Raw genomic sequence first — 21,637 nt, forward strand, 5'->3', positions numbered from 1 at the left:
ATCGTCGGCTCGGCTCATAGTTTTACTCCAATCGGATTGCAATGCAAACAGATGCGGAGGACCAAGCATGGCTTTCGAGTCTTTAAAATCTCTGTTTTTTCGCCGCCTGACAGATGTGCGTGGCTCGAAGAGATACAGATCGGAACACGGGCTGATCACACGGCTGGACCGACGCCACCTGTCCAATCACACACGCCGTGACATAGGTCTTCTTGATGTCAGAAGCCGGGACCAAAAGCCGCCTAACCGCTACTACCCGCAACCACTATAGCGGAGATTTACCGGCGATCACGAAAAGGGATGCCTGCCGTCCCCTCACCGCGCCTGTCGCCCGGCGGCGCCCAGGTCGCCGGATCGACAATCATCGCCGCAAGGGCATCGGCAGAGACCTCCAATATGGCCTCGCCCTTGGCGGCGCTTGCGCTGGCCGGCTTGCCGGCAACACCATCGCCGGTCTGGTGCACAAATGGCCGCCAGCGATAGGAATGCCGCCCGGCTGAGAGGAATTTCAGATCAGCCATCGTGCCGATTTCGGAAAGATGCGCGGTGTCGACGAGATCGGGTTCCAGCGCCATCATTGCAGAGGTTTCTCCCTCGCAGGCATGTTGCAGGCTGTCCTGGTCCTCCAGCAGCTCATCGATCGCCGCGGCAGCCTCATAGGCATAAGTGGTTGCGACAAGAGTAACGTCGAGCTGCGGCGCATATTCGTCGCAGAATTGCTGCATGGCCATGATGTTGCCGCCATGGGAATTGGAAATGAGGATATCCCTGAAGCCGTGCCGGCTCAGGGATGTCACCAGATCGCGCAGCACAAGGCGAAAGGTCTCGTGGCTCAGGATCAGCGTCCCCCCAAACGGCATGTGATGTTCCGAAAGGCCATGCCAGACCACGGGCGTGACCAGTGTCGGACGTTTTTCGTAGGCCCTGCGGGCAGCGCGAACCGCGACTTCGTGGCCGATGCGTGTATCGGTCATGACCGGCAATTGCGGACCGTGCTGTTCGATCGAGGCGACCGGCAGGATCACGACCGAATCCTGTGTCGCCAGTTCACGCAGTTCATGCGCCTTCAAACGCGCCCATTCCACTTCAGCCATGTTCGATACCTCCAGACTTTTGATAAGACTAACAAAGGCTGACGGGGCTGTCTTTCTCGTAGAACTACGATGGCGCCGGGCGTAAAAGAGGGACGACCCACGGGCCCGGAAGGAAGAACCAAAATGATACCGACCCTTAATAGCGAACGTCTGTTGTTGCGCGCACCCGCGATGCATGACTGGCCGGACTATTCCGAGCTGATGCAGTCCGAACGGGCCGTTCACATGGGCGGCCCGTTTTCAACCGCTGCCGCCTGGGGCATGTTCTGCCAGGATGTCGCTCAGTGGGCACTTATGGATCACGGCGCCTTGATGATGGAAGACCGCAAGAGCGGCGCGTGTGTCGGTCAGGTCGGCATCAATCATGGCCCGCTCTTTCCCGAGCGCGAACTGGGCTGGCTCGTCTATCCGCAGGCCGAGGGAAAAGGCTATGCGTTTGAAGCGGCGAAGACCCTAAGAGACTGGGCCTTCAAGATTCAAGGCTTTGAAACACTGGTCAGCTATATCGACAGCGACAATACCCGCTCGATCAGGCTAGCGGAACGGCTTGGCGCGATTCTGGACGATGATGCGCCGCGGCCCCATGAGGACGACCTCGTGTTCAGGCACCCGAAACCCTGAGACGGGCAGCCTGTTTTAAAGTCGGACAGGTTTTGCTTGAATGCGGAGCGCTGACGTGATCTCAATGGCGGCGTTTGCGTGAGGACCGAGCATGACATTCGAGACGTGGCTTTTGTTTCTGGTGGTGAGCATCGCACCGGTTGTCAGCCCCGGGCCCGGGGTCCTCTTCGCGCTGACAAACTCGCTCCGCTACGGTGTCAGAACGACCATAATGATCGGTCTGGTGAACGCCGCGGGAATTGCGGTACTGGGCCTTGCCGTCGGCCTGGGGCTTGGAGCGGTCATGCGCGCATCGGGAACGGCTTTTGTGATTTTGAAGGTTGTCGGCGCGATCTATCTCATCTGGCTCGGCATCAAGATATGGCGTGACCGGTCCGCATTCCTTGTCGATGCAGGCCGTCATGCGGGACCCCCGCCCATGGGCCGCCTGACGACGCAGGCGCTGGCCATTTCGCTGACCAATCCGAAGGCGGTGGTTGCGATCGCCGCGCTGTTCCCCCCGTTTCTCGACGCCAGCCAACCGGCCACACAGCAAGTTGTCATTCTGACCGTTACCTACGGTGTTCTTTGCGAGCTCAATCATGTGGTCATCGCCTTTGGCGGTGGCTGGCTTCGCAGTTTCCTGACCTCGCCGCGCCGTGCGCGATGGTTGCGCCGTATCACCGGCGGGGCCTTTGTCGGGTTCGGCTCGCTGCTCGCCGTGAGCAGCCGGCCGTAAATCTCCTCAGCTATCAGGCAAAGCGCTTTGCCCCGGCCACGCAGCAGACAACCAGAACCGTCACCACAATCATCGACCAGGCAACCGGTTCGCCCAGAAGAAGCCCAGCCAGTGCAAGCCCGAAGAAGGGCTGCAGCAGTTGCAGCTGACCGACGCCCGCAATACCGCCGATCGCCAACCCGCGATACCAGAAGACGAAGCCGACGAGCATGCTGAAGACCGAGACATAGGCGAATCCGATCCAGGCCGGCAGGCCGATGCCGGACCAGACGGAAGGCCATGTCCACAGTGTCAACGCGCCCATTACGGGCAGGGACAGGATCAGGGACCAGCAGATCACCTGCCAGCCGCCAAGGCGACGAGACAAGGTTGCGCCTTCGGCATATCCCAGACCACAGACGATAATGGCTGCAACCATCAAAAGATCTCCGGTCAGCGAAGCCCCGTCACTGCGTGAAAGGGCATAGGCGACCACGAGGCAACTGCCCAGACAGGAAAAAAGCCAGAATGCCGGACGTGGCCGCTCGCCGCCCCGCAGCACGCCGAACAGGGCCGTCGCCAACGGCAGAAGCCCGATGAAGACAATGGAATGCGCCGCAGTGATGTGTTGAAGCGCCAGCGCGGTAAACAACGGAAACCCGACGACGACGCCCAGCGCGACGATGGCGAGCGATCCCATATCGCCAGGTGCGGGACGTGCCTGCCGCAAGACCCACAAAAGGACAATGCCAATCATGGCCGCGATCGTCGCGCGCGCGGATGTCAGGAAGAGCGGGCTGAAGCTTCCGACCGCGACCCGCGTGGCCGGCAGCGAGCCGCTGAAAATCAGAACGCCGAGCAAGCCACTGCCCCATCCCGCCATTGTTGACTGCATCGCCTGCTCCTTTCGCCCCTGTCGACGCATAGCGGAACAGGACTGGCGCAAACAGCTACGAACCAGTACAATTTAACCGAACTGTATTGCTACGAATTTCAGTACAATTTGGAGGGCGGCTCCTTGGAAAGGCAGACCCGGACCGAAAAGGTGACAGAGGCGATACGCGGCAGAATAGCCGGCCGTTCGCTGCAGCCCGGGGACAGGCTGCCATCAATCCGGCGATTTGCTCAAACCATGAAGGTTTCGCCCGCAACCGTTGTTGAAGCCTATGACCGGCTGGCTGCGGAAGGCGTGATCCGCTCGCGTCCGGGCTCCGGGTTCTTTGTGTGCGGGCCGGCAGCACCCTTCACCATCAGCGACCTCGAGCCGGAACTGGACCGGGCCATCGACCCGTTCTGGGTCTCGCGACAGAGCCTTGATGCCGACACGCAAATGCCTAAGCCGGGCTGCGGGTGGCTTCCGGCAGACTGGATGCCAAACACGGTCATCCGAAAGGCGTTGCGCGGGCTGGCGCGGGCAGACGACGCGGTCCTTTCCGACTATGGCGGGACGCGCGGCGCTTTGAACCTGAGGCGATTTCTTTCAAGGCAGTTCGCTGATGAAGGTCTGAGGGCCGGTCCCGACCAGATCCTGCTGACCGGATCGGGCACACAGGCAATCGACCTGATATGCCGGTTTTTGCTGAGGCCGGGCGACCGTGTCGTTGTCGACGATCCCTGCTACTTCAACTTCCAGGCGCTCCTCAAAGCGCATCAGGTCGAGATCATCGGCGTTCCCTATACCCCGCAGGGTCCCGATGCGGACGGGTTCGCCAAAGCCCTCAATGAACACCGTCCGCGCCTCTACATCACCAACTGCGCTTTGCATAATCCGACCGGGGCGACGATCTCGCCGCAAACGGCCTATCAGGTGCTGACCGCTGCAGCGGAACACAACGTCACAATCGTCGAGGACGATATCTTCGCCGCCTTCGAGCCGGAGCCCTCACCGCGGCTCGCATCACTGGAAGGCCTCGACCGGGTCATTCGCATCGGCAGTTTTTCCAAGACGCTGTCGGCCTCGATCCGGTGCGGCTACATCGCTGCGCGGCAGGACTGGATCGAGGCGCTGATCGATCTTCAGGTCGCGACCAACTTCGGCGGCCCGAGCCCGTTTGCCGCCGAACTCGTCTACTCGGCACTAAGCAGCAGCGGTTACCGCAAACATATGGAAGCCTTGCACCGGCGTCTCGCCGGCGCGCGCAGCGAAGTGTCGATGAACCTCAAACGGTTCGGCATCGCGCCATGGTTCGTTCCGCGCGGCGGTTTTTATCTTTGGTGCAGGCTTCCAAGCGGTCTCGATTCCGCCTGCGTCGCCCGGGCGGCTTTGGAAGAGAAACTGGTGCTGGCCCCCGGCAACGTCTTCAGCCCCTCCCAGTCCAACGGAGCCTTTATGCGTTTCAATGTCAGCCAGATGGGAGAGCCGCGCGTTTTTGACATTATCGCGCGTGCATTTTTGGCATGCGCATAGGCCGGCTGTTCCAAAAGAACACAGTTTTCCCTACGCCTGCGGTTCACATTGCTTCGTTTGACCGTATACAGCTTTATCATCAACACAGAGAGGCCGCACAAAGTGTCCAGTCCTGAAGAACCCGCCGGAAAGATCCTGTCCCTTTTTACAGGCAAGCCGAAGGACCGCTGGCCCGGCAGGCCACCCTCGGCGATTCTAAAACATTCGGCGGAAGGGCCGCTTTCGCTGGGCAAGACAGGATTAGAGGGCGACCAGCAGGCCGATCTCAGCGTTCATGGCGGGCCTGAAAGGGCGGTTCATCATTATGCCTCGGAACATATGGCCTTCTGGTGCGAGACCTACGCGGATACGGATTTTCAATTCGTGCCCGGCTGTTTCGGAGAAAACATCTCGACCTCGGGTGTGCATGAGGAGAATCTGTGCCTCGGCGATGTGCTGACGATGGGCACCGCGAAGGTCCAGGTCTGTCAGGGCCGGCAACCCTGCTGGAAACTCAATGAGCATACCGGCATCGCATCGATGGCGGCACGTTTCCAAAAATCCGCACGCACCGGCTGGTATTATCGCATCATCGAGACCGGGATGGTCGAGGCGGGGGACGAAATGGCGCTGATTGAGCGCAAGCACCCGGAATGGACCTTGAACCGACTCATTACAGCCCGGTTCGATCCGAAGCTTGCGGTGGAAGAGGCAAACGAACTGGCCGCCCTACCCGCTCTCTCCTCGAGCTGGCGGGAAGCGTTCGAGAAGAAAAGTGCGAAAGGATTTACGGAAAACACCGAGGCCCGACTGAGCGGCACCTAGGTTGTCTGCAACCAGGAAAGCACGATGATTACGCTCTTGACCGTCAATCCTGCCATCCACCGCAACATGATTGCTGCATGGATGGAGAGCGATCATGTCTCGAAATGGTGGGGCGATCCGGCCAGAGGCCTCGAGCATTTCGACGCCGCAGGGCCAGGCAATCATGCGATGATCGCCCGTGACGATACGCCGATCGGTTATGTCCGCTGGGGGACCATCGATGCCGAGGCGGTTGCATCCGTCGGCCTAAAGGGCATTCCCGCCGATACAATTGACGTGGATATCTTTATCGGCACAGCGGACGAAACGAGCCGTGGCGCGGGCTCTGCCGCGCTCGACGCTGTTTTTTCCAGACTGCAAGACGAGACCGACGCACCGTTGGTATGCCTCAGTTCCTCGGTCGAGAACAAACGAGCCCATGCAGCATTCCGCAAGGCGGGCTGCAAAGTCTTTGCCGATTATGACGACCCGACCTACGGGCCGTGCCATGTCTTTATCCGGCATCTGCGGTAGAACCTAATTGCGCCCCATAGTGCTGATCGGCTTGAAGCACCCGTAAATTATGCGCTTCGGGTCAAAGGGGATTTCTCCTTGCGGAACCATACGTGGATCGTCGCGCATTTTTTCCTCTGCCCTGTCGACACTCTCTTTGTCCGGCCATACCTGCCAGGAGAACACAATCTTTTCACCCGGCTTTGCATTGACCGCGCGGCGAAAGTCGGTCTGCGTGCCATCAGGGACATGATCTTCCCAGCCCTCGACAATCTCGATACATCCATAGTCCTTGAAGATCCCGGCGCTGTTTTGCGCCCATGTCCGGTAAGCTTCCAACTTGTCACCCGGCACCGGAATCACAAATCCCGCGATATACATGGCTCAGCCTCCTTCCAACAGCGCATCCGAAACGGTGCGCTTCATCCGGCAATTATGACATGGAATGACAGAACCCGAACTGTCATGTATCGGAGCGCAGCGGCTATCGGGCCCTGCCGGTCAGCCAGCCAAGGACAACGGCGCTGAGCAGCCCGTTGCCGGAAAGATATCCGCTGTCGCCCTTGCCGGAAACGCCGCAGGCCGCACCGCCGGCGGCAAAGAGATTGGGAAAGGCGGCGCCGTCACCGTCCAGAACCCGGCCATCGCCGTCGGTTCTGAGGCCGCCTTGTGTATGGAACAGCGCGCCGGTCACGCGAACGCCGCAAAACGGCGCCTGAAGCGGCGGACCGGAAAAACTGCGCCCGAACCCGTCGGTCCCTTGCACAGGAATATCGGCAATCGTGCGGGTCAGTTCTTCCGCCGGCAACCCAAGGCCAGCCGCCAGGCCTTCCACAGTATTGTCGGTTTTTACGGCACCGGACGCCTCTGCCCGTTTGAAATCCTCAAACTGGCGGGCGATGTCGGCAATCCTGGCATCGAAAATCGCAAAGGCTTCGCCACCCGGTTGGGCGAGAACAGCCCTTGCCGCCTCGGAATAGCCCTGCGCCTCGTTCCAGAATCGGCGACCGTTTTTATTGACCTGCACGCCGCCCTCGGTGATCACCGCCCAGGTGATCAGGATGCCATGCGGATGCGCGACATTGCCATGACCCTGATAGGCGCCGAGATAGCGTAATTCAGCACCCAGCTCGCGGCCCCACAATAGGGCCTCGCCGCGATTGCCGTCGTGGCCGAACCAAAGCCCGTCTCGGATATCCGGCATATGCTCGGCGACCAGTTCGCGATTGCCGCCAAAGCCGTTGCAGGCAAGGATGAGCCGGCTGCAGCCGATGGTTTCGCGCACGCCATCCGGCCTGACAACCGCGACACCGCGGACAGTTCTCCCGTCGACACAGAGCCGTTCGGCGCGCCGTTCGCAGACAATGTCGATGCCGGCGATCTCGCAGGCGGTCCTCAGCGCATCGATGAGTTCGGCCCCGGACCGTGTGGGCAATCCGTGCATGCGCCTGCGGCTATGACCGGGATAATCGAAGTTGGCGACCACGGAAAACGGCAGGCCGTGGACCTCGGTCAGCCAGTCTATGACCTTCGGGGCATTTTGCGTCAGCGAGGTGACCAGCGCGTCTTCATTCTCGCCATGGGCCTTGGCCTGAATGTCCTTTGCGAAGAGATCAGCGCTGTCTTCAATACCGGCTTCGGCCTGCGCTCTCGTGCCTGCGGCCGGGATGAGACCGGCGGAGAGCGCGGTCGAGCCGCTCGGCACCGCATCGGCTTCGACAACCAGCACTTCGCGTCCGGCTTCCTTTGCGGACAGTGCTGCAACAAGCCCACAAGCGCCTGCGCCCACAATCAGTGTTCCGCATTCGAGGTCGAAATTTTCCGGAGCGGGCGCTGTGCGGCTATTCGGCATCGTAGGCTTTGCCCCTGGCAAGCATGTCCTCGGTTCCGATGACGTCATTCAAGCCCGGGAAATCGAACATGCGATCGGCAAAGGGCCGATTGCTGCCGTTTTCGCGCAGGCTGCGGTAGTAAGCCTGTGCGGTGTGGGCCACCGCCCTCACGATACCGCCCGGGAAAATCACGATGGAAAAACCCTGATCCTGCAGGTCCCTGGCGCTGCTGATCGGCGTTGCCCCGCCTTCGACCATATTGGCCAGAAGCGGCACGCGCCCGACGAAGTGGGTCGTAATGTCGTTCATCTGATCGCGCGATTGCGGCGCCTCAATAAAGAGCACGTCGGCACCGGCCTCAAGATAGGTTTCGGCGCGCTCGATCGCCGCGTTAAGGCCCTCGACGGCCACCGCGTCGGTGCGGGCAATAATCAGCGTCTCCTCCGAGTGCCGAGCATCTGCCATTGCCCGGACCTTGCCGGCCATCTCGGCCGCGGAAATGAGAGACTTGTCCGCCAGATGTCCGCAACGTTTCGGATAGGTCTGGTCTTCAATCTGCAAGGCGGAGGCCCCCGCCCGCTCGTAGAGGCGCATGGTGCGCTGCGCATTGAGTGCATTGCCGAAGCCCGTATCGGCATCGATGATGACCGGCAGATCGCTGCGGTCCGAGATCAGCGTCATTGTCTCGGCCATCTCTGTGACCGAGGTGAGGCCGATATCCGGTCGCCCAAGCCGCGTATAGGCAACCGCCGCGCCGCTGAGATAAAGCGCCTCAAAGCCCGCAGCTTCGGCGAGCGAGGCGGTCAAGCCGTCATAGACGCCGGGCGCCACAAGAATTTCCTTCGCCGCAATGCGGGCCTTGATGCTCATTTGCCGCCCTCCAGCCACTCAAGCACCTCGGCGCAGGTCATCTGCCCGGTGACCGTTGCGAGCGACGTGACGGTTGCGCCATGAACTTCGTCTGAAAAGGCCGCACACCCATCCGTCAGCATCACGGTTTCGATGTTGCGCAGATGGGCATCCCTCAGGGTCGAGGCGACACCGCCATTGGTGACAATGCCGCCAACGATCAGGGTTTTGATGCCCTTCGCCCGCATGACGTATTCCAGCCGCGTCTGGTAGAAGGCGGAATAGGCAATCTTCTCGATGACAAAATCAGCCGGTTGGAGCGCGTCGACCAGCGTGTGGCCAAAACCGCCCGGCGCAAAATCGCCCTTGCCGAGGAACGGTCGCAGCTCTTTCAGGTGCGGCGCAATCAGCGGCTCCCCACTGGCATCCGGAACCAGCGTAAACTGCGCGGAGATATAGGTTCCACCCCTGGCACGAAGCGCCTTGGCGAGCGGTGCGATGCGCTCAGGCAGCGCCAGGATGCTGTCGGCCGTCTGGTTTGCGCGACCATAGGCGCCTTTCGGATGGAGGAAGTCGTTTTGCAGATCAATCGTCAGAAGAGCGGTGCTCTGCGGACTCCAGCTGTTCAGGTCACTCATGCGGAGTCCTCCAAGGTCTCGATTATCGTGTTACCGAAACGATCGACACGGCCACGAAGTCCCGGTTCGATCAGGACGGTCGTATCCGGCTGTTCCAGAATGGCCGGCCCGTCCACCACGGTGCCAACCGGCAAGGCGAGCCGGTCGTAAATCGCCGTCTCATGCCAGCTGTCGCCAAAGTGAACGCGGCGCGTCGTTTTAGCCTCAACCGAGCCGCTTGTATCTGGAGCAAGGGTTTCGAGATCGAATTTCGGCCGGATCCCTGTGACGGCGCTGCGCAGGTTGAGAATTCGGCGGACGCCGTTTTTCAAGAGCCGTCCGAAGGTCGCCTCATAGGCCCGGTCGAACGCGTTCTCAATCTCTTCCTTGGTGGGCGCGGTCACCACATTGTCGTCGGTCTTCACGTCGATGGGCACGGAAACAGTATGGGTCTGACCGATATAGGCCATATCGAGTTCGAAGCTGACCTTGCGGGCTTCGAAATTCGTCCGCGCCGCATCCAGAGACGCCATGCCCTGATCGGTATGGGATTGCATGAAAGCACCGAGCGCCGCCTCGTCGAGATTTCCGACAAGCGTGTTGATCGTCTGAACAAAATCCTGGCGCATATCGGCAATGACGCAGCCCATGGCCGAGGTCACGCCAGGATAGCGCGGTACGATGGCGCGCGCGATGCCGACTTCAGCGAGCATGGCGCCGGCATGAAGCGCCCCGCCGCCGCCAAAGGGCATGAAGGCAAAGCGTTTCGGATCAAATCCCCGCTCGATGCTGACGAGACGAATCGCGCCGGCCATACGCGAATTGGCAACGCGCAGGATTGCCTCGGCAGATTGAAGCGTATCGAGATTGAGCGGTTTTCCAACATGCGTGTCGATGGCGCGCGCTGCCGCCTCGACATCCAGCCGCTCCAGCTTGCCGCCGATCGGGTTGTCCGGATCGATACGGCCGAGGACGACATTCGCATCGGTGACCGTCGGGCGGTCATTGCCCAGCCCGTAGGCGACAGGCCCGGGATCGGAGCCGGCGCTTTCCGGCCCGATATTCAAGAGACCGCCCTTGTCGACCCAGGCAATGGAGCCGCCGCCGGCGCCGATAGTCGTGATCTCGATCATCGGTGCGCGCACCACCATGCCGAAATCGATCGAGGTCTGCGGCGAGAGCATGGACTGACCCTCGGCAATCAGCGAAACATCGAAACTGGTGCCGCCCATATCGCCGGTGATGACATTGTCGAAACCCGCCGATGAAGCGATATAGCCGGCGGCGATCACGCCTGCCGCAGGCCCCGAAAGCGCGGTGCGGACCGGAAGCCGGCAGGCCGTATCCACGGCCATGACGCCGCCATTGGACTGCACGATCATGAACTCGCCGTCAAAACCGCCGGATTTCAATGCCGCCTCGAGACGCCCGAGATAGCCGGAGACTTCAGGCTGGAGGTAAGCGTTGAGCGCCGTTGTCGAGAAGCGCTCGAACTCGCGGATTTCAGGCAGTATCTCAGAAGATGCGGAGACATGCGGATTGGGCCAGATGTCGCGCACTGCCGCAACGGCCTCAGCTTCGTTTTGCGGATTGGCATAGGCATTGGCAAAGAGGATGGAGACGGCAGCGCATCCCTGTTCCAGCAAGGTGCCAGCGGCTTTGCGCACCGCGCCAAGGTCCACAGGCGTACGGATCGTTCCATCTGCAAGCGTGCGTTCGGGAACCTCCAGCCGGTCGCGCCGGTCGACGACCGGTTCAAAATCGCCACGCAGGCCCCAGGTGCGCGGCCGGTCGCGGCGGCGCATTTCGAGGACATCGCGCAGGCCTTCAGTGCAAATCACTCCGATTTTCGCACCCTTGCGTTCCAACAGGGCATTGGTGCCGGCCGTTGTGCCGTGAACGACAACGGAAATCCCGGAAAGATCGGTCACCTCCTGCCCGATCCCGTCAAGGAACCCGCCCGACTGGTCGGGCCGCGTCGTCGGAACCTTGGCAACTGCGGCGGTGCCCTCTTCTTCGTTGAGTATAAAGACATCGGTGAATGTGCCGCCGACATCGACGCCGATCATGCGTCCGCTCATACCCGGACCTCCCGCCATGCGGGGCCGTAAAGCCTGTCTGCCCGGTCCGGACTGACAAGGCCGCGGGCGACATCAAGGGCGATATCGGCAGCCTGCCGATCCTCGGCTTTGCCATAACCGCCACCGCCGGGTGTCTCGAGCCGCACGGCCTGTCCCTGTCTCAGGCGAATGCCGCGTATCTTGGAGGCAAGTCGCGGTTGCCGCCATCCATCGTCCTGCTCGTAGGAAAATATATTCAATGCCGCATCCTGGCCTTCGGCGATGCCCTTGGGCGCAAAACGCCCGCGTTCACCGAACAAAAACGCCTCCGCGCCGTTTTCCTCCAGCACCTCGATTTCGTAGACAGCGCCCATGCCGCCGCGATGGGCACCCGCCCCCGCGCTATCTGAGCGCAACGCCCATTGGCGGAACATCACAGGATAGGCTGCTTCGAGAATCTCCATCGGCGGGATCGTTGCCGTCGAGATCGGTGCGTTGCCATGATTAAGGCCATCCGTCTCGGGCGAGCCGCCATGCCCGCCGCCATAGAAACTGAACATGACCCAGGGCTGGCCGTTGCTGCGCTTGCCGGCAATCGACAGCGCATTGATGGTGCCATAGGCATTGGCGACGACCCGCTCCGGAGCAGCCTTTGCGAAGGCGCTAAAGACCACGTCGATCATACGCAGGATGGTTTCGGTGTACCCACCGGTCGGCGCCGGGAATTCGGCGGAAAGGAGCGAACCTTCCGGCACCTTGACCTCAATTGGCCGCATCACGCCGGCATTGGCGGGCAGCGCAGGAAAGACGTGTTTGATTGCCACATAGGCCGTTGCGACAGTCGTCGGCAGAGCAATATTGACCGGACCGGCACATTGCGGAGCCGAACCTTCAAAATCCAGGATCATCCGGTCGTCACGGATTTCCAACGCGACGCGGATTGCCAGCGGCGTATCGGTGATGCCGTCATTATCGAGAAAATCCTCGGCCTCCCAGCGGCCGTCGGGCAATCCCTCAAGTTCCGAGCGCATCAGCGCTTCGGCCCGGTGGCCCAGCGCGTCAAGGGCGGCGTCCACCGTGTCAGCCCCGTATTCATCCAGCAATTCGTCCATGCGCCTGATGCCAAGATCGAGCGCGCCCATCTGGCCGTTCAGATCCCCCATCGCCGATTGCGGCAGGCGCGTATTGCGCAGGAGAATGTCGATAATGTCCTGATTGACCACGCCGGCGCGGGCCAGCTTGACCGGCGGCAGGACAAAAGCTTCCTGGAAAACTTCGGTGGCGGCCGGATTGTAATTGCCGGGCACCGCGCCGCCGACGTCGTGCCAATGACCGACGGAGGCGAGATAACAGAACAGCTTGCCGTCGCGGAAATAGGGACGCACCAACCGCATGTCGCTGAGATGCGTGCCGCCGATATGTGCGTCGTTGAAGATGTAGATGTCGCCGTCCTGAAGATCCCCGTCAGCAGCCGCTTTCTCAATCACCGCTTTGACGGCAAAGGACATCACGCCGACAAAAATCGGCAGCCCGGACTTGCCCTGAACAAGCGTGTCGCCGCTTTGTGCGTGATAGAGCCCGTGGCTCGCGTCATGAGCCTCGGCGATAATCGGGTTGAAGGCGGCGCGAAAGAGGGTCGCATCCATCTCATCGGCGATCTGCTCCATGCGCCCGGCAAGAACCGAAAGGGTGATAGGATCGATATCAGTCATGCTTGCGCCTTTGTTTCCGCAATGTCGTTCCAGACGTCCTGCCGGACTATCCTGCCGTCGGTGATCTCGAACCGGTCCACAAACCGGATGCCGGAAAATGCCGTTCCGTCCGGCCATTCACCCGAAAGCGTTCCCCGGCAATAGACGACGGATGCATCGCCTTCGGTCTGCGCGGCGTCGAAACCTTCATAGGTCTTTTTGACAAAACGGTAACGGGGCGCTGCCCATTCCAGCAACTCTTCCAGCTTCGTCATTCCGCCCGTTCCGGGAAAATACATGGTGAAACCATCTCCCAACAGCGCCTTCGCTGCTTCGATCTGGCGGCGCTCCATTGCCTCAAGATAGGTGCGGACAAGTTCGCACGGGTCCGGCAGCGCGGGCGCCGGCTTTCTTCGGCTGCGACCGCGATAGTAGTCGTCCTCCTGCATCTCATGGATCATGACAGTGATCGCTTCCGGCGCTGCGGGCACGACCATGCGTACGGCATCGGTCAGCGCTTCTCCCAGGCGGCGTTTTTCATCCGGCCCGTATCCTTCCAGAACATGCAATTCGACAATCGGCAAGCGATCCTCCCATACCCAACCTGTATTATAGATAATACATTTCATGTACGCTTGTTAATACCAAATTTTTGCGCAAGAAAATACATTAGCTTGATTTTCTGAAAAGCCCGGTTACCATAAGATCAAGACGGTAAGGGATGCAAACACATGGACAGACGCGGAACAACCATGCTTCCTGAGGGCGCCAAAGCGCGCCGCGTCTACCTGTCGCTACGCGATCAGATTGCCGACGGGCAGCTTGGCGTCGGCGAAAGCCTGCCGGGCGAGCAACGCCTTGCAGAAAGTTTTGGCGTCTCTCGCGTCACCATCCGCCGCGCGCTCGATGTCCTGGCCGATTCCGGGCTGATCGTCCGCCGCGCCGGCAGCGGCTCGACCGTCAGCAAGGCCGATACGCACGACAAACCGGTGGCGATGGATTTCACGACGCTGATGCCGCAGCTCGTCGAGATGGGCCACAGCACAACCGCACGGCTCCTGTCATTCTCCTATGGCCCCGCACCGGAAATCGTTGCCAAGGCAATGGATATCGGCAAGCACGACAAGGTGCAGATCGCAACGCGCATACGCATCGCCGACGATGTGCCGTTCTCGCATCTGACCACCTATGTTCCGGCATCGATTGCGCAAAACTATTCCGAAGACGATCTGGCGACCACGCCATTGTTCAAGTTGCTTGAACGCAGCGGCGTGCAGATCAAGGAGGCCCATCAGTCGGTATCGGCGACGCTGGCAGGCCCGGATGTTGCCGAGGCGCTTGGTGTCGCGGTCGGTTCGGCCCTTTTATCCCTGAAGCGCGTGGTGCGCGACGTGGACGGCAATGGTGTGGAATACCTCTCCGCGCTCTACCGCCCGGATATGTTCCGGCTGGAAATGCCACTGACGCGGGTCGGCAGCGGCAGCGCCCGTCATTGGGAACCGGCTATCGGGCAAAATGAAGGCGGCGGCACATGAACGCGCCGGCGACCCTTCTCGACAAAATCTGGTCCGCACATGAGATCGTGCGCCGGCCCGACGGCACATCATTGCTTTGGGTCGATCGCCATCTGGTGCATGAAGGGTCTCATCACGCCTTTGCCAAGCTTGCCGAACGCGAAGAAAAGGTCGCAGAACCCTCCCTGACGTTCTGCGTAGTCGATCACTACGCACCGACACGCGGGCGGAACGGCCCTATGACGCCGCAAATCGCCACTATGATCGAGACGCTTCGGGAGAATGCCGCCGCACACGGCCTGACACTCTTTGATCTCGATGATCCGCGCCAGGGCATTGTCCATGTCATCGGCCCTGAACAGGGTCTGACGCTTCCCGGCCTTCTAATCAATTGCGGCGACAGCCACACCTCGACCCACGGCGCTTTCGGGGCGCTCGCTTTCGGAATCGGCGCCACAGAGGTGGCTCATGTGCTTTCGACCCAGACGATCTGGCAGAAGAAGCCGGCGGCCATGCGGATCACAGTCGACGGCCCGCTTGGCCCCGGCGTAACGGCCAAGGATATCGCTCTCAACTGGATTGCCCGGCTGGGCACGGGCGGCGCACAGGGCCACGCGGTGGAGTATGCCGGCAGCACGATTGCCGATCTGAGCATGGAAGGGCGCATGACACTCTGCAATCTTTCCATTGAGGGCGGTGCACGCTTCGGAATGGTCGCACCGGACGAAACGACGATCACCTACCTTAAAGGCCGGCCCTTCACACCGAAGGACGACGCATGGACAGAGGCCGTGGACGTCTGGCAGCATCTTGTCTCGGACGATGACGCCGCGTTTGACCGCGAGGTTTTTTTCAAGGCCCATGAGATCGCACCAACGGTTACTTGGGGCACCAGCCCCGAGCAGGCGGTGCCGATCGATTCAGCAATCCCCGATCCGTCGCAATTGGCGGACACAAAGGCCGATGCCGCGCGCGGCGCCCTTGACTATATGGGGTTGACCGCTGGCCAGCCGATCGCCGGAACGCCCATTGATGAGGTTTTCATCGGGTCCTGCACGAACGGGCGGATTGAGGACCTTCGCGCGGCAGGCGCGGTTCTAGCCGGCCGAAAGGCGAAGGTGCCGGGACTTGTCTCGCCCGGTTCGGCCATGATCAAGGCGCAGGCGGAAGAAGAAGGCCTCGACCGGATCTTTTCCGAGGCCGGCCTTGAATGGGCTTCGGCAGGCTGCTCGATGTGCGTTGCCATGAACGGCGATCATGTCGCCCCCGGCAAACGCTGCGCATCTTCAACCAACCGCAATTTTCGCGGCCGGCAGGGACGCGGCGCGCGCACCCATTTGATGTCGCCGGCGATGGTTGCCGCGGCAGCCGTCACCGGCGCCATCGCCGATGTGCGCCCTCTTCTGATGGGGAGGGCCGCATAATGGCAGGCTGGAACACGCATCAAGGCCGAGCCGTCCTATTGCCCATCGACCATATCGACACCGATCAGCTCATTCCCGCGCGCTTCATGTCGGTTCCACGCAGGGAAGGCTATGGCGACTATCTGCTTCATGATCTTCGCCGTGACCATGAAGGCGAGCTGCACCCGGACTTTCCGCTTAACCGCGTCAGCGATGCGAGCGTGCTGGTATCCGGGCATCATTTCGGCAGCGGCTCCTCGCGCGAAGCAGCCGTCTATGCTCTGGTCGACGCCGGTATCCGGGTCGTGATCGCGCCGAGCTTCGGGGACATTTTTGCCAGCAATGCCGTCAACAACGGATTGCTGCCGGCACGGATCCGGGCCGAGGATGCGGCCTTACTCGCCGAGCTGCTTGCCGACAACTCGGGCCTTGCGCATATCGATCTCGAAGCACTGCAGATCGGCGTCAACGGGACCCACCTGCCCTTCGTTCTGGACGATGGCTGGCGCACAAAACTGATCAATGGCTGGGACGATATCGACCTGACACGCCAACACGAAACGAACATAAGCGAATTCAGGAAATCAAGAATGCAATCCGCACCCTGGGCGCAGCCCGCAGGAGCGGATTGAGAGGCAATGACGGATGCAACACACCATCCGGACCTTGCCGGTAGACCAATGGGACAACGCTCATTGCTGTCCCGAACCACGGAGGAATGAAATGAACAAGATGATCATCGGCGGCCTTGTCGCCAGCACCACGCTCTTTGCCGCGGTGGCGCATGCGGAAGACAGGATCTCAGCGGTCCATGCCTTCCCGGAAACACTGATTTACACAAAGAGCTTCCTGTCCTTTGTCGACAAGGTCAACGAGGCCGGCAAGGGCGTCGTACAGATCGACGTGCGCGGCGGCCCCGAAGCCATTGGCATGTTCCAGCAGCCTGACGCGGTCCGCGACGGTGTCGTCGACATGGTTTATACGCCGGGTTCCTTCTACGGCGGCGCGCTGCCCGAGAAAGACGCCATGGTTGCATCGAACCTGACAGCCGTCGAGACACGCGAGAATGGCGGCATTGAGCTGATCGACCAGATCCATCAGGAAAAGATGGGCCTGAAATATCTCGGCTGGTTCGACAGCGGCGTTTGCTACAATCTGTGGACCCGCGACGAGCCGAGCTTCGACGATGCCGGCAACCTTGAGGTCGAGGGCCTGAAGCTGCGCGGCAACAATGTCTACAACGCCTTCTTCACCAACTATCTCGGCGCTCAGGTGATCGACCTGCCGACCGGCGAGGTTTATTCGGCGCTGCAGCGCGGTGTTGTCGATGCAACCGGCTGGACACAGATCGGCCTGATCGATCTGAAATGGAACGAGTTCCTCAACTACCGTATCGAGCCCTGCTTCTTTTCCACCGATCTTGGCGTTATCGTCAATCTGGAGAAATGGAACAGCCTGAGCGATGAGTCCAAGAAGATCCTGCAGGATGTCGCCATCCAGCATGAAAAAGACAGCGTCGAAGCCCTGCGGGCCAAGCGCGATGAGGACTTCGCCGCACTGGAAGCCTCCGGCATGAAGGTTGTCACCCTCGAAGGCGAGGCAAAGGCCAACTATCTTGCCGCTGCCCGCGAGAAGACCTGGGAGCGTATGAAGGGATTGATGGCCGATCAGCCGGGCGGAACAGATAATTACGACCGCCTGATCGAGCACTTCTACGATCTCGACGCCAACTAAGAACAACCGGGCCTGCTTCACGGCGGGCCCGTCATCCGGACGGGACCGATGACAGCAATCAGGAAGGGCTATTCCGCCTTGCTTTACGCCATGGCCTTCATCGCCGGGGCGACGCTGGTCTGGCTGATGGTCTCCGTCATCCTGTCGGTCATGATGCGCAATTTCGGGCTGCAGCCCTTTGCCTGGCTCTTCACCTCCGCTGAATACGGCCTTTTCTACATGACGATGCTCGGAGCGCCCTGGCTGGTGCGCGAAAAGGGTCACGTGCATATCGAACTGGTGACCTCGGCGCTGTCGGAGTTTCCAAGGCGCATTGTCAGCCGCGCCGTGGCGCTGGCCTGCATTGCCGTCTGCATCATCCTCGCCTGGAAGGGTGCGGAGCTGTTCCTGACCAATATCGAGCGCGGCGATGTCGACACCCGCGCCTATTATTATCCGCGATGGCTTTTGACCGTATGCTTCCCGCTCAGCTTCGGGCTGATGGCCATTGAGTTCATGCGGTTCGTCTTCGGCTCTGAGCTCATGCATACCGGCGAAGCGGGAATTCACGAATAATGGAATGGTACGAGGCCCTCCTGCTGCTGCTTGGCACTATCGTCTTTCTCATGGCGCTCGGCATGCCGGTGGCGCTCGCCTTCCTGGCGGCCAATATTATCGGCGCATGGGTGTTCATGGGCGGCGACCGGGGCGTCGGCCAGCTTTTGAACAACGGTCTCGGCGCGCTGACCAAATATGCGCTGGTCCCGATCCCGCTGTTCCTCCTGATGGGCGAAATCTTCTTTCATACCGGCCTTGGCGGGCGCATGTTCAACGCCATCGACCGGTTGCTCGGCCGCCTGCCCGGGCGGCTCAGCTATGTGACGGTGCTTGGCGGAACCGGATTTTCGACGCTCTCCGGTTCATCGATGGGGTCGACGGCCCTGCTCGGCTCGCTGATGGTGCCGGAGATGAACCGCCGCGGCTACAAGTCCCATATGAGCATCGGCCCGATCCTCGGCACCGGGGGTCTGGCGATCATCATTCCGCCATCGGCGCTCGCCGTGCTGCTTGCAACCCTGGCGCAGATTGATGTCGGCGCCCTGCTGATTGCCGGTGTCATCCCCGGGCTGATCCTGGCGTCCTTCTACATCGGCACGATCTGGCTGCAGACCAAGATCGACCCGGACGCCGCACCGGCCTATGACGTCCCGCCCATGACCTTCGGCCAAAAGACGCTTTTGTTGATGCGCGACGTGGTGCCGATGGTCGGCGTCATGGTCGTTATTGTCGCGCTGATGATCAATGGCTTTGTCACGCCATCCGAGGCTGCCGCCTTCGGAGCGCTCGGCGTGCTGATCCTCGCCGCCGTGTTCCGCTGCCTGACCTGGGATGCTTTGCGGCGGTCGATCAACGGCGCACTGCGCGTGACACTGATGGCCTATCTCATCGTCTTCGGATCGGCGACGTTCAGTCAGCTTCTCGCTTTCTCCGGGGCCTCGCGCGGCCTTGTCAGCTGGGCGACCTCCTTCGAACTTGCGCCTCTCGCCATGCTGCTCGTCATGTTCGCCGTGCTTTTGCTTCTCGGCATGTTCATGGAGCAGATTTCGATGATGCTCCTGACCGTGCCGATTTTCTTCCCGCTGGCGCAGACGCTCGGTTTCGACCCGGTGTGGTTCGGCCTCATCATGCTGCTCGCCCTTGAAATCAGTTTCACGACACCGCCATTCGGGCTGCTCTTATTCGTGATGAAGGGCGTGTCGCCGCCGGGCACCACTATGCGCGAAATCTATACGTCAGCCTTCCCGTTCATCGGCTGCTCGCTCCTGCTGGTCGCACTGCTGATCGCGTTTCCGAAACTGGCGCTGTGGCTGCCCTATCAATAAGGGCCGACGGTTGGAACGCTGTAACAGGGCCCATATGATTGCCTGCCCCTAGCCTATTTCGTCTTCGATCACCTGCAAAAACTGTGCGCCATATTCGCCGAGTTTCTTCGGGCCGACACCGTTGATTTCCGCAAGCGCCTCAAGATCGAGCGGGTGTTCGCTGGCCATTTCGATCAGCGTGGCGTCGGGGAAGATGACATAGGCGGGGACGTTTTTCTCACGAGCCAGTTCAAGGCGCAGCGCTTTCAGCTTGGTCAGCAATTCGTCATCGGCGGTGGAGAGTGTTGCGGCAGCTATGGGTGAGCGTTTTTTCCTGCGGTCGCGTTTGGTGGTGATCTGCGGGTCGCGGAACTCGAAACCGCGTTTGCCGCGCAGAATATCCGCCCCCTCTTCGGTGATTTCCAGACAACCATATCTACGGATATTGATCGACAGCGCGCCGCCGGCGACGAGCTGACGCACAAAGGCCTGCCAGTATTGCTTTGACTGGTCTGCGCCGACACCGAAGGTCGGCAGGCTGTCATGGCCGCGCTCAAGGATCTTCTGCGTCTCGGCGCCACGCACAACATCGATTACATGAGCCGTGCCGAATACCTGACCGGTGCGGTAAACGGCCGAAAGCAGCATTTGCGCGTGGCGGGTGCCGTCAACAAGGGTCGGCGGGTCGATGCAGTTGTCGCAATTGCCGCAAGCCTCGATCTCCTCATCGAAATAGGCAAGCAGCGCCTTTCGCCGGCAGGACGGCGCCTCGCAATAGGCAAGCAGGGCATCGAGCCGCTTGTGTTCGCGCCTTTTGTGTTCCTGATCCTCGCCGTCATCGTCGATGAACATGCGGCGCATGCGGATATCGTCGAGCCCATAGAGCATCAGCGTTTCAGCCGGTGCGCCGTCGCGGCCCGCGCGGCCGATCTCCTGATAATAGGCCTCGACGCTTCCGGGCAGGTTGAGGTGGCAGACATAGCGGATATCCGGCTTGTCGATGCCCATGCCGAAGGCGATGGTGGCAACCATGATAACCGCGTCCTCGCTCATGAAGCGGTCCTGCCCCGTCTTGCGCGCCGCCGCATCCTGGCCGGCATGATAGGCAATGGCGTTAAAGCCTTCACCGGAGAGGAAAGCGGCGACCTCCTCGGTGAACTTGCGCGACAGGCAATAGACAATGCCGCTCTCGCCGCCCTTGTCCGCCAGGAAATCGAGCAGTTGGCCGCGCCAGGCGTTCTTCGGCGCGGCGGCGAGCTTCAGATTGGGCCGGTCGAAGCCCTGAACAATGGTCGTGCCCGAGTCCGGAAAGAGCTTTCGGGCGATATCCTCGCGTGTCGCGGCATCCGCCGTTGCGGTGAAGGCGCCGAAGGTGACGCCGGAAAACCGCTCCTTAAGCTGCGACAGCATCTCGTATTCCGGCCGGAAGCTGACACCCCATTTGGAGACGCAATGGGCCTCATCGATGATGAACATCGCAATTTTCAGTTCACCCAGCGCGGCCAGCATCCGCCCGCTCATCAGCCGCTCCGGCGACATGTAGACGATCTTGACCTCGCCGCGCTTCACGGCCTCCCAGGCTTCCAGCTGCACCTCCCGATCCATGCCCGAATGAATGCCGACGGCGGCAACGCCATTCGCATTGAGCGCGGCGACCTGATCGTCCATCAGCGCGACAAGCGGCGAGACAATCACCGTGACCCCGTCGCTCAGGATCGCCGGTATCTGGTAACACAGCGACTTGCCGCCACCGGTGGGCATGACGGCAAGCACATGCTCGCCGGCGAGCAAGTGCTCGATGATGCGCTCCTGTCCGGGGCGGAAGGCGCTGTAGCCGAAGACATGATGCAGAACAGAACGCGGATCGGCACCGCTCAGAACAGGCGGAATATCCGCTTCAATGTGTTCGGCTGATTTCAAGGGGCCTGCTCCGCATACGGGGGAATCAGGCAAAGTATGGACGATCAGCCAGCAAAGGGAA

The 21,637-nt window shown here is 60.9% G+C and carries 21 protein-coding genes; 11 read left to right on the forward strand and 10 right to left on the reverse strand.

The window, feature by feature from the left end:
- Positions 1-278: 278 nt before the first annotated feature.
- Positions 279-1,094, reverse strand: coding sequence for a creatininase family protein (locus OQ273_RS15200; protein WP_267991342.1), 816 nt, complete (start codon positions 1,092-1,094; stop codon positions 279-281).
- Positions 1,095-1,217: 123 nt separating this feature from the next.
- Between OQ273_RS15200 and OQ273_RS15205 the strand changes: the two genes are divergently transcribed.
- Positions 1,218-1,715, forward strand: coding sequence for a GNAT family N-acetyltransferase (locus OQ273_RS15205; protein ID WP_267991343.1), 498 nt, complete (start codon positions 1,218-1,220; stop codon positions 1,713-1,715).
- Positions 1,716-1,806: 91 nt separating this feature from the next.
- Complete coding sequence (locus OQ273_RS15210) at positions 1,807-2,433, forward strand: LysE family translocator (RefSeq protein ID WP_267991344.1); 627 nt, start codon at positions 1,807-1,809, stop codon at positions 2,431-2,433.
- Between the two features lie 13 nt (positions 2,434-2,446).
- Here OQ273_RS15210 and OQ273_RS15215 read toward each other — a convergent pair whose 3' ends face one another.
- Positions 2,447-3,307, reverse strand: coding sequence for a DMT family transporter (locus tag OQ273_RS15215; RefSeq protein ID WP_267991345.1), 861 nt, complete (start codon positions 3,305-3,307; stop codon positions 2,447-2,449).
- A 123-nt stretch (positions 3,308-3,430) separates the two neighbouring features.
- Between OQ273_RS15215 and OQ273_RS15220 the strand changes: the two genes are divergently transcribed.
- The 3 genes from OQ273_RS15220 (at position 3,431) to OQ273_RS15230 (ending at position 6,136) form a co-directional block, all read left to right on the forward strand.
- Complete coding sequence (locus tag OQ273_RS15220; protein WP_267991346.1) at positions 3,431-4,819, forward strand: aminotransferase-like domain-containing protein; 1,389 nt, start codon at positions 3,431-3,433, stop codon at positions 4,817-4,819.
- A 102-nt stretch (positions 4,820-4,921) separates the two neighbouring features.
- A complete protein-coding gene (locus OQ273_RS15225; RefSeq protein ID WP_267991347.1) occupies positions 4,922-5,623 on the forward strand; it encodes an MOSC domain-containing protein in 702 nt (233 codons plus the stop codon).
- Between the two features lie 24 nt (positions 5,624-5,647).
- Positions 5,648-6,136, forward strand: coding sequence for a GNAT family N-acetyltransferase (locus OQ273_RS15230; RefSeq protein ID WP_267991348.1), 489 nt, complete (start codon positions 5,648-5,650; stop codon positions 6,134-6,136).
- A 3-nt stretch (positions 6,137-6,139) separates the two neighbouring features.
- Here OQ273_RS15230 and OQ273_RS15235 read toward each other — a convergent pair whose 3' ends face one another.
- The 7 genes from OQ273_RS15235 to OQ273_RS15265 all read right to left on the reverse strand — a co-directional run bounded on the left by OQ273_RS15235 (position 6,140) and on the right by OQ273_RS15265 (position 13,748).
- On the reverse strand, positions 6,140-6,496 hold the full coding sequence (locus OQ273_RS15235) for a DUF1428 domain-containing protein (protein ID WP_267991349.1): 357 nt from the start codon (positions 6,494-6,496) through the stop codon (positions 6,140-6,142).
- Positions 6,497-6,599: 103 nt separating this feature from the next.
- Complete coding sequence (locus OQ273_RS15240; RefSeq protein ID WP_267991350.1) at positions 6,600-7,967, reverse strand: FAD-dependent oxidoreductase; 1,368 nt, start codon at positions 7,965-7,967, stop codon at positions 6,600-6,602.
- Positions 7,957-8,817: an isocitrate lyase/PEP mutase family protein gene (locus OQ273_RS15245; RefSeq protein ID WP_267991351.1), complete on the reverse strand. Its 861-nt coding sequence runs from the start codon at positions 8,815-8,817 to the stop codon at positions 7,957-7,959. The genes OQ273_RS15240 and OQ273_RS15245 overlap by 11 nt, the downstream gene beginning before the upstream one ends.
- Positions 8,814-9,434, reverse strand: coding sequence for a cysteine hydrolase family protein (locus OQ273_RS15250; RefSeq protein ID WP_267991352.1), 621 nt, complete (start codon positions 9,432-9,434; stop codon positions 8,814-8,816). Before OQ273_RS15250 ends, OQ273_RS15245 begins: the two co-directional genes overlap by 4 nt.
- Positions 9,431-11,494, reverse strand: a complete 2,064-nt coding sequence (locus OQ273_RS15255; RefSeq protein ID WP_267991353.1) for a hydantoinase/oxoprolinase family protein — start codon at positions 11,492-11,494, stop codon at positions 9,431-9,433. Before OQ273_RS15255 ends, OQ273_RS15250 begins: the two co-directional genes overlap by 4 nt.
- Positions 11,491-13,185: a hydantoinase B/oxoprolinase family protein gene (locus OQ273_RS15260; RefSeq protein ID WP_267991354.1), complete on the reverse strand. Its 1,695-nt coding sequence runs from the start codon at positions 13,183-13,185 to the stop codon at positions 11,491-11,493. The genes OQ273_RS15255 and OQ273_RS15260 overlap by 4 nt, the downstream gene beginning before the upstream one ends.
- Positions 13,182-13,748, reverse strand: a complete 567-nt coding sequence (locus OQ273_RS15265) for a tautomerase family protein (RefSeq protein ID WP_267991355.1) — start codon at positions 13,746-13,748, stop codon at positions 13,182-13,184. The genes OQ273_RS15260 and OQ273_RS15265 overlap by 4 nt, the downstream gene beginning before the upstream one ends.
- Positions 13,749-13,895: 147 nt before the next feature.
- On the opposite strand from OQ273_RS15265, the gene OQ273_RS15270 reads away from it, so the two are divergent.
- From OQ273_RS15270 to OQ273_RS15295, 6 genes are all read left to right on the forward strand, one after another.
- Entirely contained in the window at positions 13,896-14,699 is an 804-nt protein-coding gene (locus OQ273_RS15270; RefSeq protein WP_267991356.1) for a GntR family transcriptional regulator, read from the forward strand.
- Positions 14,696-16,102: a 3-isopropylmalate dehydratase large subunit gene (gene leuC, locus OQ273_RS15275; protein ID WP_267991357.1), complete on the forward strand. Its 1,407-nt coding sequence runs from the start codon at positions 14,696-14,698 to the stop codon at positions 16,100-16,102. Before OQ273_RS15270 ends, leuC begins: the two co-directional genes overlap by 4 nt.
- The gene (gene leuD, locus OQ273_RS15280; RefSeq protein WP_267991358.1) at positions 16,102-16,713 is read left to right on the forward strand and encodes a 3-isopropylmalate dehydratase small subunit; all 612 of its coding nucleotides are present in this window, start codon (positions 16,102-16,104) and stop codon (positions 16,711-16,713) included. Before leuC ends, leuD begins: the two co-directional genes overlap by 1 nt.
- Before the next feature lie 91 nt (positions 16,714-16,804).
- The gene (gene dctP, locus OQ273_RS15285; protein WP_267991359.1) at positions 16,805-17,815 is read left to right on the forward strand and encodes a TRAP transporter substrate-binding protein DctP; all 1,011 of its coding nucleotides are present in this window, start codon (positions 16,805-16,807) and stop codon (positions 17,813-17,815) included.
- Between the two features lie 48 nt (positions 17,816-17,863).
- Positions 17,864-18,370 carry a TRAP transporter small permease gene (locus OQ273_RS15290; RefSeq protein ID WP_267991360.1) on the forward strand — a complete coding sequence of 169 codons (507 nt, stop codon included), beginning with the start codon at positions 17,864-17,866 and terminating at the stop codon, positions 18,368-18,370.
- On the forward strand, positions 18,370-19,677 hold the full coding sequence (locus OQ273_RS15295) for a TRAP transporter large permease (protein WP_267991361.1): 1,308 nt from the start codon (positions 18,370-18,372) through the stop codon (positions 19,675-19,677). Before OQ273_RS15290 ends, OQ273_RS15295 begins: the two co-directional genes overlap by 1 nt.
- Positions 19,678-19,725: 48 nt before the next feature.
- Here the strand turns inward: OQ273_RS15295 and recQ are convergent, their stop codons facing one another.
- Complete coding sequence (recQ, locus tag OQ273_RS15300) at positions 19,726-21,576, reverse strand: DNA helicase RecQ (RefSeq protein WP_267991362.1); 1,851 nt, start codon at positions 21,574-21,576, stop codon at positions 19,726-19,728.
- Positions 21,577-21,637 lie beyond the last annotated feature (61 nt).

The organism is Hoeflea prorocentri (genome assembly GCF_027944115.1).
GTDB classification, from domain to species: domain Bacteria; phylum Pseudomonadota; class Alphaproteobacteria; order Rhizobiales; family Rhizobiaceae; genus Hoeflea_A; species Hoeflea_A prorocentri.